Origin of the sequence: Streptomyces tendae, assembly GCF_008632955.1 — a bacterium.
Classification (GTDB): domain Bacteria; phylum Actinomycetota; class Actinomycetes; order Streptomycetales; family Streptomycetaceae; genus Streptomyces.
Genome location: NZ_CP043959.1, coordinates 2,767,331 through 2,782,256 on the forward strand (window position 1 = coordinate 2,767,331; position 14,926 = coordinate 2,782,256).

The 14,926-nt window shown below is 74.0% G+C and carries 15 protein-coding genes; 11 read left to right on the top strand and 4 right to left on the bottom strand.

Annotated features, from left to right (window positions below):
* Positions 1-21: 21 nt before the first annotated feature.
* Together arr and F3L20_RS12850 are read left to right on the top strand one after the other, a co-directional pair.
* Entirely contained in the window at positions 22-432 is a 411-nt protein-coding gene (gene arr, locus F3L20_RS12845; RefSeq protein ID WP_150154492.1) for an NAD(+)--rifampin ADP-ribosyltransferase, read from the top strand.
* A 105-nt stretch (positions 433-537) separates the two neighbouring features.
* Positions 538-1,065, top strand: coding sequence for a hypothetical protein (locus tag F3L20_RS12850; protein WP_206338891.1), 528 nt, complete (start codon positions 538-540; stop codon positions 1,063-1,065).
* 40 nt (positions 1,066-1,105) lie between these two features.
* Here F3L20_RS12850 and rho read toward each other — a convergent pair whose 3' ends face one another.
* Together rho and mmuM are read right to left on the bottom strand one after the other, a co-directional pair.
* Positions 1,106-2,260: a transcription termination factor Rho gene (gene rho / locus F3L20_RS12855; RefSeq protein ID WP_150154493.1), complete on the bottom strand. Its 1,155-nt coding sequence runs from the start codon at positions 2,258-2,260 to the stop codon at positions 1,106-1,108.
* A 361-nt stretch (positions 2,261-2,621) separates the two neighbouring features.
* On the bottom strand, positions 2,622-3,536 hold the full coding sequence (gene mmuM, locus F3L20_RS12860) for a homocysteine S-methyltransferase (RefSeq protein ID WP_150154494.1): 915 nt from the start codon (positions 3,534-3,536) through the stop codon (positions 2,622-2,624).
* A 168-nt stretch (positions 3,537-3,704) separates the two neighbouring features.
* Here mmuM and F3L20_RS12865 point away from each other — a divergent pair, with 168 nt between their 5' ends.
* The 3 genes from F3L20_RS12865 to F3L20_RS12875 all read left to right on the top strand — a co-directional run bounded on the left by F3L20_RS12865 (position 3,705) and on the right by F3L20_RS12875 (position 7,285).
* A complete protein-coding gene (locus tag F3L20_RS12865) occupies positions 3,705-6,347 on the top strand; it encodes a LuxR C-terminal-related transcriptional regulator (RefSeq protein ID WP_240810938.1) in 2,643 nt (880 codons plus the stop codon).
* Between the two features lie 145 nt (positions 6,348-6,492).
* Positions 6,493-6,969, top strand: a complete 477-nt coding sequence (locus tag F3L20_RS12870) for a hypothetical protein (protein ID WP_150157315.1) — start codon at positions 6,493-6,495, stop codon at positions 6,967-6,969.
* Positions 6,970-7,087: 118 nt separating this feature from the next.
* A complete protein-coding gene (locus tag F3L20_RS12875; RefSeq protein WP_145826556.1) occupies positions 7,088-7,285 on the top strand; it encodes a hypothetical protein in 198 nt (65 codons plus the stop codon).
* Positions 7,286-7,426: 141 nt separating this feature from the next.
* Here F3L20_RS12875 and F3L20_RS12880 read toward each other — a convergent pair whose 3' ends face one another.
* On the bottom strand, positions 7,427-8,833 hold the full coding sequence (locus tag F3L20_RS12880; protein WP_150154496.1) for a DUF2252 domain-containing protein: 1,407 nt from the start codon (positions 8,831-8,833) through the stop codon (positions 7,427-7,429).
* A gap of 182 nt (positions 8,834-9,015) precedes the next feature.
* Between F3L20_RS12880 and F3L20_RS12885 the strand changes: the two genes are divergently transcribed.
* From F3L20_RS12885 to F3L20_RS12900, 4 genes are all read left to right on the top strand, one after another.
* Positions 9,016-9,450, top strand: a complete 435-nt coding sequence (locus F3L20_RS12885) for an SHOCT domain-containing protein (RefSeq protein WP_150154497.1) — start codon at positions 9,016-9,018, stop codon at positions 9,448-9,450.
* Between the two features lie 79 nt (positions 9,451-9,529).
* Complete coding sequence (locus F3L20_RS12890) at positions 9,530-9,952, top strand: DUF7144 family membrane protein (RefSeq protein ID WP_150154498.1); 423 nt, start codon at positions 9,530-9,532, stop codon at positions 9,950-9,952.
* A 147-nt stretch (positions 9,953-10,099) separates the two neighbouring features.
* Positions 10,100-10,933: a class II glutamine amidotransferase gene (locus F3L20_RS12895; protein ID WP_150154499.1), complete on the top strand. Its 834-nt coding sequence runs from the start codon at positions 10,100-10,102 to the stop codon at positions 10,931-10,933.
* Positions 10,934-11,073: 140 nt separating this feature from the next.
* Positions 11,074-11,853, top strand: a complete 780-nt coding sequence (locus tag F3L20_RS12900; RefSeq protein ID WP_150154500.1) for an isocitrate lyase/PEP mutase family protein — start codon at positions 11,074-11,076, stop codon at positions 11,851-11,853.
* A 19-nt stretch (positions 11,854-11,872) separates the two neighbouring features.
* On the opposite strand, the gene F3L20_RS12905 is transcribed toward F3L20_RS12900, so the two are convergent.
* Positions 11,873-12,451, bottom strand: coding sequence for a TetR/AcrR family transcriptional regulator (locus F3L20_RS12905; protein ID WP_150157316.1), 579 nt, complete (start codon positions 12,449-12,451; stop codon positions 11,873-11,875).
* Positions 12,452-12,705: 254 nt separating this feature from the next.
* Between F3L20_RS12905 and F3L20_RS12910 the strand changes: the two genes are divergently transcribed.
* Positions 12,706-14,409 (top strand): PHP domain-containing protein, encoded by a 1,704-nt coding sequence (locus F3L20_RS12910; protein ID WP_150154501.1) that lies wholly within the window; start codon positions 12,706-12,708, stop codon positions 14,407-14,409.
* On the top strand, positions 14,406-14,918 hold the full coding sequence (locus tag F3L20_RS12915) for a hypothetical protein (protein WP_150154502.1): 513 nt from the start codon (positions 14,406-14,408) through the stop codon (positions 14,916-14,918). Before F3L20_RS12910 ends, F3L20_RS12915 begins: the two co-directional genes overlap by 4 nt.
* Positions 14,919-14,926 lie beyond the last annotated feature (8 nt).

The window sequence follows — 14,926 nt, forward strand, 5'->3', positions numbered from 1 at the left end:
CGGCTTGCTAGCCTGTGCCGGATGGATGAGGTGTGGGACGAGGGGCCGTTCTACCACGGCACGAAGGCCGAGCTGCAGATCGGTGATCTTCTCACCGCCGGTTTCCGTTCCAATTACCGGCCCGAGATCGTGATGAACCACATCTACTTCACCGCGTTGCGCGACGGTGCGGGACTCGCCGCCGAAATCGCCGCCGGCGACGGAACCCCGCACGTGTATGTCGTCGAACCGACCGGGGAGTTCGAGAACGACCCCAACGTCACCGACAAGAAATTCCCCGGCAATCCCACCCGCTCCTATCGCAGCAGGGAACCACTCCGGATCATCGGTGAGGTCACGGACTGGACGCGACTGACCCCCGAGGCTCTCCAGATGTGGCGGGACCGACTGGCCGCCATTCGTTCGGACGACCGCGCCGAAATCATCAACTGAGGGCCGCCCGCTGTCGTCCCTGCGTCGGCGCGGCCGGCGCCGCACGGACGGATGACCGACAATCACGTCGAAGGAACATCAGCTGCCTGACCGGAGGTCAACCGCGTGGTCGTCGCACGGACAGCCGTCGGAGCGGCGTCGGCTCTCACGGTGTTCGCCCTGTCCGGCTGCTCCCTCGTCTGGAACTGCGAGGACACCACCGCCGAGCGCGGTGAGGCCGGGGTCAACGTGGAGGTCGAGGACACGTCCGGGCGGCCGATGGGGGTCACCGCCGAAGTCGTCGACTGGCGCCTCGGACCTCACCCTCAGGTGCCCGACGAAGGCGACCACGTCCACTTCCGCCTCCGCTTCGACGGCGCCGAGACCACCAGCCGCATCGCGGTGGACCTGTGCGCGGTCGACAAGGAGCGCGTGGCGGTGGGGTGTCGGACGGTCCACTGGGAAGAGGCTTTCGGGCCGAACGGTGACCGCACGGCCGACATCTGGCTGGCGGTCGACCACCCCGAGCAGGTTGCCGACGTGCTGGTGATCCCCAACGACCAGTCCTACGTCGGACGGACCTGCGAAGAAGACCTCAAGGACGGCGGCGGGCAGCATCCGCCGGCACCGGCCGTCGCCGGCGACCAACTGTGAGTCCGGCCGGCCGCCGTGGTGCCATCCGGCCGCCGTGGCGTCAACCGGCCGGCAGGGTCGGGCGGACCTGGCGGAGGAAGGCCGCGTTGTCCGGCGTCTCGCGCATGCGGCCCAGCAGGGTCTCCAGGTCGGCCGAACCGTCCCGGGACTGCAGGGCCCGCCGCAGACCCTGCGTGGCGGACAACTCCTGCGGAGTGAGGAGCAGTTCCTCCCGACGCGTTCCCGACATGGTGATGTCGACGGCCGGGAACAGCCGGCGTGACGCGGACTCGCGGCTCAGCCGCAGTTCCATGTTGCCGGTGCCCTTGAGCTCCTCGAAGTAGAAGTCGTCGGCACGCGACCCGGTCTCCACCAGCGCGGAGGCGAGGATCGTCAGCGAACCGCCTTCCTCCGTCTGCCGGGCGGCGCCGAAGAACCGCTTCGGACCGATCAGCGCACCTGCGTCCACGCCGCCGCTGAGGGTGCGGCCGCCGGGCCCTGCCGCGTTGTTGTACGCCCGGCACAGCCGCGTCAGCGAGTCCAGCAGCACGACGACGTCCTCACCGGCCTCCGCCAGCCGCTTGGCGCGCTCCACGACCAGCTCGGCGAGCGCGATGTGCTGCTTGGCGGGGCGGTCGAACGTGGACGCGTACACCTCGCCGCGTACCGAGCGGCGCATGTCGGTGACCTCCTCGGGGCGTTCGTCGAGCAGGACCACCATCAGCCGGCACTCGGGGTGGTTGCCCGCGACGGCCGCCGCGAGCTGCTGGATGAGGACGGTCTTGCCGGTCTTGGGCGGTGCCACGAGCAGTCCGCGCTGCCCCTTGCCCACCGGTGCGAGCAGGTCGATGACGCGGCCCGCGAGCCCGGACGCGCGGTGTTCGAGGCGCAGTCGGCGGTGGGGGTGAAGGGGCGTCAGGTCCCGGAAGTGCGGCCGTGCCGCGAGCGAGCGGGGCGTACGGCCGTCGACCCGGGCCACCTCGCTGAGCGAGCGCCGGTCGCCGAGGACGCCCTCCACCAGGTCGCCCTTGCGCAGGCCGTGCCGGCGGACCAGGGCGGCGGAGACGACGGGGTCGGACGAGCCGGCCGTGAGACCGGGGCCGCGCAGGTGCCCCTTGCCGGTGGCGTCGACGTCCAGGACGCCGGTGACGGTGACGGTCTGGGACTGCTGACGCGCGGAGGTCTGAGGGGCGGGGCGGTCGAGAGCGGTGGTCATGTGGTCGGTCCTTTCGGGAACAGCAACACGAGGAGAAGGGCGGGAGCCGCGGTCTTCGGGGAGGGCGTGCGCGCGCCTCCCTGCGGCGGGAACCGCACTGCGGTCGCATCGCGGGGCGAACCCGACGCGGAACGGTGCGGGGAAGCCGTCCGTGGGCGGTGCGAGGGCCGACGTGACGGCGGAAGGAAAGAAGCCGAAGCGAAGAGGGTTTCGGCGATGAGGATCGGCCCGGCGCCGGAAGGCGGCGCTGCATGGCACTCATGGCACCGTACCACGCTGCGCGGAGCGCGAGGGAGGGCTCGCCGGCGCCGGACGGGCCCAGGCCGCCGTGCGATGGTGCGGCCGTGGCGCTGTGAGGGTCCTACGACACCCGGAGCGCGTCCGCGATCGACGTGATCGTCTCCGGACCCACCCGGCAGCACCCGCCGATCAGCCGGGCCCCCGACTCCCGCCAGCCCGTCACGCGGGAGGGCGCGAAGGTGGACTCGCCGGTCCACGCCCGGGCCCGGGCGTCCCACTGTTCGCCGCTGTTGGGGTACACCACGACCGGCTTCCCCGACACGCGGGAGGCCACGGCGACCGCGTGGTCCGCGTCCTCGGGAGTGCAGCAGTTGACGCCGACCGCGATCACCTCGTCGGCCCGCGCGGCCAGGGCGAACGCGTCCTCCAGCGGCTGACCCGCCCGCGTCCGGCCGCCGGCCGCCGAGTACGAAAGCCAGACCGGCACACCGAGCCCGCGCACCGCGCGCAGCAGCGCCTCGGCCTCGTCGGTGTCGGGGATCGTCTCCAGCGCGAGGACGTCCGGGGCGGCGGACGCCAGGACCTCCGCCCTGGGGCGGTGGAAGCGCTCCAGCTCCGCGACCGTCAGCCCGTAGCGGCCCCGGTACTCGGAGCCGTCCGCGAGCATCGCCCCGTACGGGCCGACGGAGGCCGCCACCCACAGCGGGCGGCGCGGGCCCCGGGCGCGCGAGGCCGCGGTACGCGCGCACTCCACGCTCAGCGCCAGCAGCTCCGAGGCGCACTCACGGCCGATCCCGCGCCGCGCGAAGCCCTCGAACGTCGCCTGGTAGCTCGCCGTGATCGCCACGTCCGCGCCCGCCTCGAAGTACCCGAGGTGCGCCGCCGTGACCGCCTCCGGGTCCTCCGCGAGGAGCCGCGCCGACCACAGCTCGTCGGAGAGGTCGTGGCCGGCCGCCGCGAGCTGGTTGGACATGCCGCCGTCCAGGACGACCGTGCCGTCCGCCAGGGCGGAGGCGAGGGATGCCGTGGTGCTCATACGCCGACGCTAGCCGAGGCACCGGCCACGGCGCGCCGCGCGGGCCCGCTGCTGGGATGCTGAGAGGGAGCGCGGCCCGACGAGGGCGGTGATGCCATGACGACCGCACATCAGGGTGACGGCCCCCCGGCCGTGGAAGGCATCGGCGGCTCCCACGAGCCGCACGACATGCACGACCCGCACGACGTGCACGATCCGCATGGCGACCCCTTCCTGCGGACCCGGTTCGCCGTCCCCGCCCGTCCCGTGACGTTCCTGCGCAGGGCGCGGCTGGCCGGCCATCTCGACCAGGCCCTGCGCACCCCGTTGACCATGGTCAACGGCTCCGCCGGCGCGGGGAAGACGCTGCTGGTCGCGGACTGGGCGGCGGAGCTCGACGAGTTGCCCGTCGCCTGGCTCACCACCGACGCCGACGGCCAGGACCCCGGGATGTTCTGGGCGTACCTGCTCCAGGCCCTGCGCACGTCGGGGGTGCCGCTGCCGGAGGACGTCGGGTTCCCGGCGGACGCCCACCGGGTGGGCGCCGCCCTGCCGGCCCGGCTCGCCGCCGCGCTGAGCGGGCGGGACCGGCCGGTGGTTGTGGTGCTGGACGAGTTCGACCGGGTCACCGCCCCGGAGGTCGCCGAGCAGCTGGACTTCCTGTTGCGGCACTCCGGGCCGGGGCTGCGCCTGGTGCTCGTCACCCGCACCGAACCGCTGCTGCCCCTGCACCGCCACCGGACGGCGGGCGAGCTGACCGAGATCCGGGACGCGGAACTCGCCTTCACGCCCGAGGAGGCGGCCCTGCTGCTGGAGGCGCACGGCCTCGACCTGCCCCCGGCCGCCGTGCGTGGCGTCGTACGGCGCACCCGGGGGTGGGCCGCCGGACTGCGGCTGTGCGCCCTGGCGGCGGGCGAGGCCCCGGACCCCGAAATCTACCTCAAGGAGTTCGAGGCAGACCGGAGCGCGATCGCCGACTTCCTGCTGGCGGAGGTGCTCAAACGGCAGGACGACGGAACGCAGGAACTGCTGCTGCGGGTCAGCGTCCTCGACCGCTTCGGGCCGGGGCTGGCGAACGCCGTCACGGGCCGCGCGGACGCCGAGGCCGTCCTGGCCCGGCTGCACCGCTGCAACGCCTTCGTCCAGCACCTGGGACACGGGGTGTACCGGCTGCACCCGCTGTTCGGGGAGATCCTCCGCGCCCATCTGCGGATGCGCCGCCCGGGCCTGGAACCCGAGCTGCACCGGCGGGCCGCAGTCTCCCTGCGCAGGGCCGGTGCCCTGCCGGCGGCACTCGGGCACGGAGCCGCCGCCGACGACTGGGAGTTCACCGCCGGCGCCCTGGTCGACGACCTCGCCCTCGGCCAGTTCTTCACCGGCCCCCGCTCCGACACCCTCGCCGGACTGTTCGCGCGGATGGGGCGGCAGGGCACCGGACCCGCCCCCGAGCTGGTGCGGGCGGCCGGCCGGCTGTCCCGGGGCGAACTCGGCGGGGGCCTCACCCACCTGCGCCGGGCGCGCCGCCACCTGCGCGACCACGACGGCTCGACGGACCCGGTCGACCCGGCTGCGGCCCGGCTGAGCTGCGCCTTCCTGGAGGCCCTCGCCGCCCGGCTGGCCGGGGCTCCGGACGCCGCCGAGGACGCCGTGCGGGCGGCCGAGGCGCTGCGGGACGTCGTCCCCGTCGAACTGCTCGACCGGCACCCCGAGCTGTTCGCGCTGCTGCTGGACCACGTGGGGTCCACCCGGCTGTGGGCCGGGGACTTCACCGGTGCGAGGTCCGCGCTGGCGAGAGCCGCGGACCTGGCCCCGGGAGCCGCCACCGCCCTGCCGCGCGAGGACGCCCTGGGCCGGCTCGGCCTCATCGACTGCCTGAACGGATGGCTGCGCAGGGCCGAACGCACGGCGCATGAGGCCCTCGCGGAGACAGAACGGTTCGGGCTGGCGCGCCCCGGCGGCTCCGGCGTCGAACGGCTCGTCCTGGCCGCCGTGGCCGTGGAGCGGGAGGAACTGGGGCAGGCGCAGGCGCTGCTCGACACGGCGGCCGAGTCGCACCCCGCGCTGCGGGACCCCGTCCTGGAGGCCGGCCGCGCCCTCACGGCAGCCCGGCTGCACCTGGCGCGCGGCGAGCCCGGCTCCGCGTGGAAGGCGGTGCGGACGGGTGTGCGGGCCGACACCGAGTCGCCGTGGGTGCGGGGGGAGACGGCGGTCGTCGCGGCGGCCGCGCGGCTCGCCGAGGGACGGGCACAGGCCGCCGCCGCGCTGCTGTCCGAGGTGCCCCGCGACCAGGTGGCCTGCGTGGTGGGCGCCGCGTGGGTGCAGCTCGCCGCCGGGCGGCCCGCGGCGGCCCTAGGGCTGCTCGACCAGGCGGCACCCGAGGGACGCGCCGGTCCCGCGGTGACCGTGCGGGCCGCGCTGGTGCGGGCGCGGGCCGCCGACGCGGCGGGGGACGGCGCCGCCGCACGCAGACACGTCGAGCGGGCGGTGGCGGAGGCGCGGCCGGAGCGACTGCGGCGTCCCTTCACGGAGGCCGGGCCGTGGCTGCGTCCCTATCTGACGGCCGGGCGGCCCGCCCCCCGTGCGGGCCGGTCCAGGGGCACCGGTCCGCACCGGAACCCGGCCCCGCCGCCCCCGCTCGTCGGGGAACTGAGCGGACGCGAGCGTGACGTGCTGCGGCGGCTGGCGCTGGCGATGTCCACGGAGGAGATCGCCGCCGACCTGTACGTCTCCGTGAACACGGTGAAGACCCACCTCAAGAGCGCCTACCGCAAACTCTCCGTCGGCCGCCGCAACGAGGCGGTACGCCGCGCCCGCGAACTGGACCTGCTGTGACCCGGCGGCCGACGTGACCGGCCGACGGGACCGGCCCGCACCGGGCCGGCGCGCACCCGACCGGCCCGCACCCGACCGACCCGGCGACGCGGACTCCGGCCCGCCCACCGGCCGGGGCGCGGGGGCGACCGTCGCGAACCCCGCGGTGCGCCGGACGCACGCCGACTACACCGGCGGTGTGTACGGCTCGATGCTCGCCGCGTCCGTGATCGTGGGCGCCGGCACGCTCGGCGACTTCCCGCGGATCGAGCTGATGCTGCTCTTGTTGCTCACCGGCGGGGTGTTCTGGATCGCGCATGTGCACGCGCACCTGTTCGGGGCGCGGCTGGCGCAGCGCCCACCGGACCGTGCTGTCGTCCTGCGGGTGTGCCGGGAGGAGTGGACCATCGTCAAGGCCGCCCTGCCGCCGGCGACCGCCGTGGGGGTCAGTCCCGTGCTGGGGCTCGGTGTGCAGGGCGGGCAGTGGTTCGCGCTGGCCGTCGCCGTGGCGGGACAGGTGGGCTGGTCGGTGGCGGCGGCCCGGCAGGCGGGCGCGACCCGGCGGTTGCTGGTTCTGTCGGCCCTGGTGAACCTCGTCCTGGGGCTGGTCATCCTGCTGAGCAAGCTGTGGCTGAAACACTGACCGCTCCCCGGCCGCACGCTCTCACCTGTACGGGGTGAGCCGCGCCCGCGCCCGGGGCCGGACGATCGGAGGGTGTGGGCGTGGTCCGCCTCGTCCAGACGCCACCGGGGAGCGGCTCATGCGCTATGAAATCCGCGTCGACGGGCATCTCTCTCAACCGCTGATCGAGGTGTTCCCGGAGCTCGACCACGTCACGGTGTCCGGCCAGACCCTGCTGTTCGGGCCCGTCGTCGACGAGGCGCACCTGTACGGGCTGCTGGCCCGCTGCCAGTCCCTGGGCCTGCGGATCCTGGAACTGCGCCAGGTACCGGAGTGAGCCGCCCCCGCCCCCGGAGTTCCGGCGGACGCACGGGCGTCCCGCGCAGCCGTACCCGCCTCACCGCGCAGCCGTACGCGCCTCACCGCGTCGTCCGAGTCACCGGGTCACCGTGACCACCGCGTCAGGGGCCCCCGCGCGTCAGGGGCACCCCTCCGCCCGCACCCGCCCGGTCCGTACGGCCTCGCCCAGCGCCGCGAAGTCCCGCTCGTTGCGGTCGGCGTAGTCCTGCGCGAACGCGGCGAGCGCCCGGTCGAAGCGGTCGGCCCGGCCCAGGTAGGCGGTGATGGCGACGGGGTCGCCGGACCGCGCGTGGGCCCGCGCCAGACTGGCCCCGCACAACTGCGCGAAGAGGGCCAGCATCCCCGGATCCATGGTGTCCGGGCGGGCGATGCCCTTCCAGTCGCGCAGCTGCCGTACGTAGAAGTCGCGGGGCCTGCCGTCGAGGCCGGCGGCGTGCGTCCAGCCCAGCAGGATGTCGCTCGTCGTCTGGATCAGCCGCTGCCCCTCCACCACCCGGCGGCCCTGGTTGTCCGGCTCCTCGCCGTCGGTGAACGGGGCGAGTACCGACTCCTGCGCCTCCTTGGCCTGCAACAGCAGCGGATCGTCGTCGTCCCGGCCGAGCAGCAGCACGATCCAGCAGCGCGTGCCGACGCTGCCGACGCCCACCACCTTGCGGGCCACGTCGACCAGGCGGTAGCGGCTCAGCAGGTGCCGGCGGTCCGACGCCAGCGACCGCGCGTAGCCGTCCAGGACCGCGCGCAGGCCCCTCTCCTCCGCGGACGCCCCGTCCAGCAGCTCACCGAGGGGCGTGAGCAGCGGCGGGTCGGCCATGATGCGCCGCCCCTCCGCCGTGGGACGGGTGAGCTTCGCGTAGGCCTGCAGATGGGTGCGGGTGCGGGCACGCTCGGTCGCCTCGGCGGTACGGCGCCGGACCTCCGCGTCCATCGACGAGGACATCAGCTCCCGCATCCGGTCGGTGTCGTCCTGCGCGTACCAGATGTCCAGCGTGCGCATCCCGGCGAACTCCCGCATGCGACGCCGGTACGCCGCGACACAGGCGCGCACCGCGCCGCTCTGTTCGGCGACCGTGAAGCCGTTGGCACGCCCGGAGATGGCGAAGCTGGCCGCGAGCCGCTTGACGTCCCACTCGAACGGACCCGTGTGGGTCTCGTCGAAGTCGTTGATGTCGAAGACGAGGTGCCGTTCGGGGGAGGCCAGCAGCCGGAAGTTGAGCAGGTGGGCGTCGCCGCACAACTGCACGGTCAGCCCGGTGTCGGGGAACTGCCCGAGGTCCGCCGCCATGATCGCGGCGGCGCCCCGGTAGAACCGGAAGGGTGATTCGAGCATCCGGCCGTAGCGCACCGGCACCAGCTCGGGGAGCCGGGTCGCGGACTGCCGCTCCAGCACGTCCACGGGGTTCGGCCGGCCGGGGGCCGGGGTGAACGAGGCGTGGGCGGAGCGGGGCACGCGGCCGCGTGCCCGCCTGCCGCGGGAGGCCCGCTCGGCCGGGGGGACGGAGGCACTGAACGCGTTCGGTAGGGCCATCGCTGTCTCCCGCCTGCGAGCACGGACCACGGCTCCTCGCCGTCCATCCCACCGCGCCCGTGCCCGGGGCGGATCACCCGCCCCGGGTGAGGCGGCCGGGGCGCTGCGCGGCACATGCTGACCTCGGCACGCGATCGCGGGCCCAGGGACGGGCACGACCGGCCCGCGACCCGGACGAGGAGATGACCGGCATGACGTATCTCGCGTACGACTACCCGCTGCTCGGCGCGCTGCTGACGATGGTGGTGTTCTTCCTGTGGATCATGTGGTTCATCCTGCTCTTCCGGGTCGTCGTCGACATCGTCCGCGACGACTCCCTCAGCGGCTGGGCCAAGACGGGCTGGCTGGTGTTCACCATCGTCCTGCCCTTCCTGGGTGTCTTCGTCTACGTGATCGCGCGCGGCAGGAACATGGGGCGCCGGGAGATGGCGCAGGCACGCGCGCAGCAGGAGGCGCTCGACAGCTACATCCGCGAGACGGCGAAGGGGGCCGGAGGGACCGGCAGCGTGGACGAACTGGCCCGGCTCTCCGAGATCAAGGCGCGCGGGGACATCTCGGACGACGAGTTCCGCAGGGCCAAGGAACTGGTTCTGAGCGGTCACGGGCCGCGCTCGTGACCGGGAGGCCCTTCCCGTCGGCACCGAGGGGGGAAGCGTCCGCGGCGACGCGGACAGGGCAAGGAACCGAGGCACCGCAATGACAGCGACACATCCGACACACGGCGGGCACGCGCCGTCGGCGAAGCGGGAGTGGGCGGGCGGTCTGACCGTCTTCGCCGCCGTCACCCTGATGCTCGTGGGGGTGCTGGACATCTTCCGCGGCATCATGGGCATCGCCGAGGACGACGTCTTCGTGACGACGCAGAACTACGTCTTCAAGTTCGACCTGACGGCCTGGGGCTGGACCCACCTCGTGCTCGGCGCGATCGCGGTGCTCGTCGGCCTCGGACTGGGCAGGGGAGCGCTGTGGGCCCGCATCTCGGGCGTGGTGATCGCCGGGCTCGTCGTGATCGCCAACTTCCTGTCCCTGCCGTACTACCCGGTCTGGTCCGTCGTGATGATCGCCTTCTCCGGGTTCGTCATCTGGGCGCTGTGCGTGTCCCCCCGCTCCCGTACCTGACGCCGGACGGCCCGCCGCGCGGGACGCGTCCCGCGCGGCGGGCCGGGTACCCGGGGGGACGTACGCCGTGCCGGCCGCCGCGGGTGAACAGGCCCGTGCCGGCCGGACGGCACGCACGGTTCGGACCCGACCGGGAAGGCGCCGCACATGTGCCGATGGCTCGCCTATTCGGGCTCACCCATCCTGCTCGAGAATCTTCTCTACCGACCGGTCCACTCCCTGATCGACCAGAGTCTGCACGCCAGGATGGGCGTCGAGACCACCAACGGCGACGGCTTCGGAGTGGGCTGGTACACACCGGACAAGGACAGCCCCGCCGTGGTCAGGGACATCGGACCTGCCTGGAGCGACCGCAACCTGCGGGAGATCGCCGGACACGTCTCCTCACCGCTGTTCTTCGCCCACATCCGTGCCTCCACCGGTACGGCGGTGCAGCAGACCAACTGCCACCCCTTCCGCCACGGCCGCTGGATGTGGATGCACAACGGGGCGATCGACGGATTCCCCCTGCTGCGGCGTGACCTCGCCCTCGCCGTCCGCCCGGACCTGTTCCCCTCCGTCGAGGGGTCCACGGACTCCGAGATGATGTTCTACCTGGCGCTCACCTTCGGCCTGGAGGACGACCCGAAGGAAGCCGTCGCCCGTATGGCGGGCCTCGTGGAACGCACCGGCCACGCGCACGGCGTGACGTACCCCCTGCAGATGACGGTCGCGGTGACCGACGGGGTGCGGCTGTGGGCGTTCCGCTACTCCAGTCAGAAGCAGTCGCGTTCGTTGTTCTACAGCACCCGGGTCGAGACGCTGAAGGCCCTCCACCCGGACGTGGAGTTCCTGCGCGACATCGCCGACGACGCCCGTCTCATCGTCTCCGAACCCCTCGGTGACCTGCAGGGCGCGTGGAACGAGGTCCCGGAGGGCTCGTACGGCGTGGTGCAGCCGGAAGGCGACGACGACGAGATGCACGTGTTCGCCCCCGTGTAAGGGGAGTGACGGTCCGCGATCGAGGGAACCCGGATGGTGAGCACCTGGGGCGCTCCGACCGGAACCGGGTCGCCCCAGGTGCCCCCGGGGACCGGGACGGTTCGGCGGGCACCGAAGCGTCCCGCACCTAGCGTGGACGCATGACCGACGACAACGCCGTCCGCCCCGCGGACGCCTTCGCCGCGCTGCACCACGCCGACCGCCCCCTGCTGCTGCCCAACGCCTGGGACCACGCCTCCGCGCTCCTCCTGCACGCCCACGGCTTCCCCGCCGTCGGCACCACGAGCCTGGGAGTCGCCGCGTCGGCCGGACTGCCCGACGGGACTCGGGCCACCCGTGAGGAGACCCTGCGCCTCACCGGCACCCTCGGCGGGCTGCCCTGCCCGCTGTCCGTCGACGCGGAGGACGGTTTCAGCGACGATCCCGGAGAAGTGGGCGGCTTCGCGGCGGAGTTGCAGGCCCGCGGCGCGGTCGGGATCAACCTCGAGGACGGGCTCGGGCCCGTCGGCCGGCACGTGGCGAAGATCGAAGCCGTACGCGCCGCCGCACCCGGTCTCTTCGTCAACGCCCGGACGGACACCTACTGGCTGGGTGACGGCGAGGGCACCCTCGACCGGGTCCTGGCCTACCGGGACGCGGGTGCGGACGGTGTGTTCGTGCCCGGTCTCACCGACCCCGACGCCGTGGCCGGTCTGGTGCGCGCCCTGGACGGCTGCCCGCTCAACGTCCTGTACACGCCCGGGGGTCCGACCCTCGCCCGCCTCGCCGGCCTCGGCGTGCGGCGCGTCAGCCTCGGTTCGCTGCTGTACCGGCGGGCCCTCGGCGCGGCACTGGACGCGGTGCTCGCGGTGCGGGACGGGCGGCCGGCGGGGGAGGGCACGGTGCCGACGTACCAGGAGGTGCAGGGGCTCGCCGGGTGACGACGCGCCCCGCCGTGCGTCAGTCCTGTTGCCTGCGGGGCCAGTTCCGCAACGTCACGTGCAGGGCGTCGATCATCCGGTCCCACGACGCCTCCAGGTCGCGCGGAGCGCCGAACGCGCCGGAGGACTCCAGGGCGCAGTAGCCGTGGAAGGAGCTGCGCAACAGGCGTACGGCGTCGGTGAGATCGGGCTCCTCCAGGCCGTAGGCGCGCAGCAGGCCGTAGGTCACCTCGGCGGTGCGGCGCAGGGCGGGGGAGTCGGTGACCTGGGCCTCGTCCAGCCGGATCTGGGTGGCGGCGTACCGGCCGGGGTGGGCCAGGGCGTAGCCGCGGTAGGCGCCGGCGAACGCGGCCAGCGCCTCCTTGCCGGTGCGGCCGTCCACCGCCGCCGCGATGGCGTCGATCATCTCGCCGCCCGCCAGCAGCGCCATCCGGGTGCGCAGGTCCCGCAGTCCGCGGACGTGTGCGTACAGGCTCGCGTCCTTCACGTTGAACCGACGGGCCAGCGCGGACAAGGTGACGTTCTCGTAGCCGGCCTCGTCGGCGAGGTCGGCGGCCGCCGCGACGAGGCGGTCGGCGGTGAGTCCGGCGCGGGGGATGCGGGCCTCCGGGAGACGGGGCGGTTTCGGAAGAGGTGAATGTAGCCGACGTGAGCGGGAGGTGGCCCACCTGTGGGTGCGTCGGGGCCGCTCGTGCGGTTCCCCGCGCCCCTTCGGGGCGCGACCGGCCCCCGACGGCCCGCAGTCGTCGTGTCGCGGGCGCGTGACGGTCACTCCGTGGTCGACCGTGGTTCACGCGCCGCCCGGATCCTCCGAGGCGGCGTGGTTGCGCCGTACGACGAGGAGGCACCTGTATGGGTCACGGGCACGCACACGGACCGCACCACCACCATCACGACCACGACCACGGCGCGACGGCACCCCTGCCCGCCGCCTTCGACACCTCCGTGCCCGACGAGGCACTGGACCCCGAGCAGCGCTCCCGCCGGACGCTGCTGCGCCGGGCGGGCCTGCTGGGCGCGGGGCTCGCGGCCGGCACGGTGCTCTCCGGCAGCGCCGCCGCGGCAGCACAGGGAGGGAGCAGCGGTCCCAGAGGCCTGAAGAAGGGCTTCCTGTGGCTCGCGGGCGACCACCACATCCACACCCAGTACAGCAGCGACGGCAAGTACCGCGTCGTCGACCAGGTCCGCCAGGGCGCCCGGCACGGCATGGACTGGCTGGTGATCACCGACCACGGCAGCACCACGCACGCCAGGATCGGCGTCGAGAAGGTCAACCCGGACATCAAGCGGGCCCGGGCCGCGCACCGGGACACCCTCGTCTTCCAGGGCCTGGAGTGGAACATCCCGGCCGCCGAGCACGGCACCGTCTTCGTCCACCCCGGCCGCCACGAGGTCGACGTCCTCAAGCAGTTCGAGAACGACTACGACGGCAGCGTGCGGGGCGCGGGCGACTCCACCCCCGCCAACGAGGCCCTCGCCGTCGCCGGCCTGCGGTTCCTCGCCGAGCAGGTCCGGCGCCGCAAGGTCGAGGACGCGCTGATGCTCGCCAACCACCCCGCGCGCAAGGGCATCGACTCCCCGCACGAGATCCGCGCCTGGCGCGACGCCACCGGCACCGGCCGGCAGATCGCCGTCGGTTTCGAGGGCGCGCCCGGCCACCAGGCCGCCGGACTGCCGGCCCCGCTCGGCCCGGGCGGCGCCCGCGGCATCTACGACGGCAGCCCCGGCCCGAACTCCTTCCCCGGCTACCCGCTGGAGAGCTACCGCACCTGGGGCGGCTTCGACTGGATGACCGCCACCGTCGGCGGCCTGTGGGACAGCCTCCTCGCCGAGGGCCGCCCCTGGTGGATCACCGCCAACTCCGACTCCCACCAGGTGTACGCCGACACCACCGCCCGCGGCGCCGGCGACTTCGCCACCGACGGCCGCCACGGCGCCCCCGTCTACGCCGGGAAGATCGACACCCGGCAGGGCGACTTCTGGCCCGGCCAGTACAGCCGCACCCACGTCGGCGCCGACGGCTTCTCCTACGCCGCCGTCATGGACGGCATCCGCGCCGGACGCGTCTGGGTCGACCACGGGCAGCTCGTCGGCGGCCTCGACGTCCGCGTCTCGGGCGGCGGTCGCTGGGCCACGCTCGGCGGCGCCCTGCACGTCCGCAAGGGCACCCGGGTCACGCTGACCGCCGACGTGGCACTCGCCGGCGGCCCCAACTGGGCCGGGTTCACCCCCGAACTGGCCCGCGTCGACGTCATCCAGGGTGACGTCACCGGCCCGGTCGCCGACCGGGACACGTTCACCGCCCCCACGGCGGCCGTCGTCCGGTGGTACGAGATCGGGAAGTCCGCCGGGAGCGTGCGCCTGACGTTCGACCTCGGGCGGGTCGACCGGCCCGTGTACCTGCGGCTGCGCGGCACCGACGGCAACCGGTCCGCCGTGGGAATCATGGGGGCGAAGACCGACCCGGCCGGGCCCGCGCTGGACGTCGTCGGTGACGCCGACCCCTGGCGCGACCTGTGGTTCTACTCCAACCCGGTGTGGGTGCTGCCGTCATGACGGCGTACGCGCTGACCGTGGACGCGGGCGCCCGGGACCTGCGGGCGGCGGACCACCTGCTGCACGCGCTGGCGGACCGGCTCGCCCTGCCCGGGGACACCGTGGGCTGCACCCATCTGGTGCGGGGCGAACGTCCACGGGTCGTGGTGTCGCTGTCCCTGTCCTCGCGGCCGCTCCTGGACACCGTCCGGGAGCGGCTCGCGGGGGCGGGACACGGCGCCGTCACGCCGGACTGCCGGACGGCTCGGGACGCGCGGTGCTCTTCCCGGGGCGTCCCGGCTCACGGCACCCTCTCGGTGGCGGAGCTCCTGGCGTGCTCCGCGATCGACCGGGTGACGGTGCTGGGATCACCGCTGCCGCCGGACCCGGACGCCCGCCTGGTGACCCGCGACCACGTACGGCCGCAGTGGCAGGGGGACGGCCTCGTGCTCGCCGCCACCCCCGCCCTGGGCGACACCCTGGTCCCCTTCGAGGCACCGGACCCCACGCCCTGCTGCGCGGACCACTGAGGTCCGAC

Bases quoted from the DNA above. Each gene is read 5' to 3' on its own strand.
- F3L20_RS12910 (WP_150154501.1), top strand. From the start codon at position 12,706: ATGGGTCACGGGCACGCACACGGACCGCACCACCACCATCACGACCAC.
- mmuM (WP_150154494.1), bottom strand. From the start codon at position 3,536: ATGAGCACCACGGCATCCCTCGCCTCCGCCCTGGCGGACGGCACGGTC.
- F3L20_RS12915 (WP_150154502.1), top strand. From the start codon at position 14,406: ATGACGGCGTACGCGCTGACCGTGGACGCGGGCGCCCGGGACCTGCGG.
- F3L20_RS12875 (WP_145826556.1), top strand. From the start codon at position 7,088: ATGCGCTATGAAATCCGCGTCGACGGGCATCTCTCTCAACCGCTGATC.
- rho (WP_150154493.1), bottom strand. From the start codon at position 2,260: ATGACCACCGCTCTCGACCGCCCCGCCCCTCAGACCTCCGCGCGTCAG.
- arr (WP_150154492.1), top strand. From the start codon at position 22: ATGGATGAGGTGTGGGACGAGGGGCCGTTCTACCACGGCACGAAGGCC.
- F3L20_RS12865 (WP_240810938.1), top strand. From the start codon at position 3,705: ATGCACGACCCGCACGACGTGCACGATCCGCATGGCGACCCCTTCCTG.
- F3L20_RS12880 (WP_150154496.1), bottom strand. From the start codon at position 8,833: ATGGCCCTACCGAACGCGTTCAGTGCCTCCGTCCCCCCGGCCGAGCGG.
- F3L20_RS12900 (WP_150154500.1), top strand. From the start codon at position 11,074: ATGACCGACGACAACGCCGTCCGCCCCGCGGACGCCTTCGCCGCGCTG.
- F3L20_RS12885 (WP_150154497.1), top strand. From the start codon at position 9,016: ATGACCGGCATGACGTATCTCGCGTACGACTACCCGCTGCTCGGCGCG.
- F3L20_RS12895 (WP_150154499.1), top strand. From the start codon at position 10,100: ATGTGCCGATGGCTCGCCTATTCGGGCTCACCCATCCTGCTCGAGAAT.
- F3L20_RS12890 (WP_150154498.1), top strand. From the start codon at position 9,530: ATGACAGCGACACATCCGACACACGGCGGGCACGCGCCGTCGGCGAAG.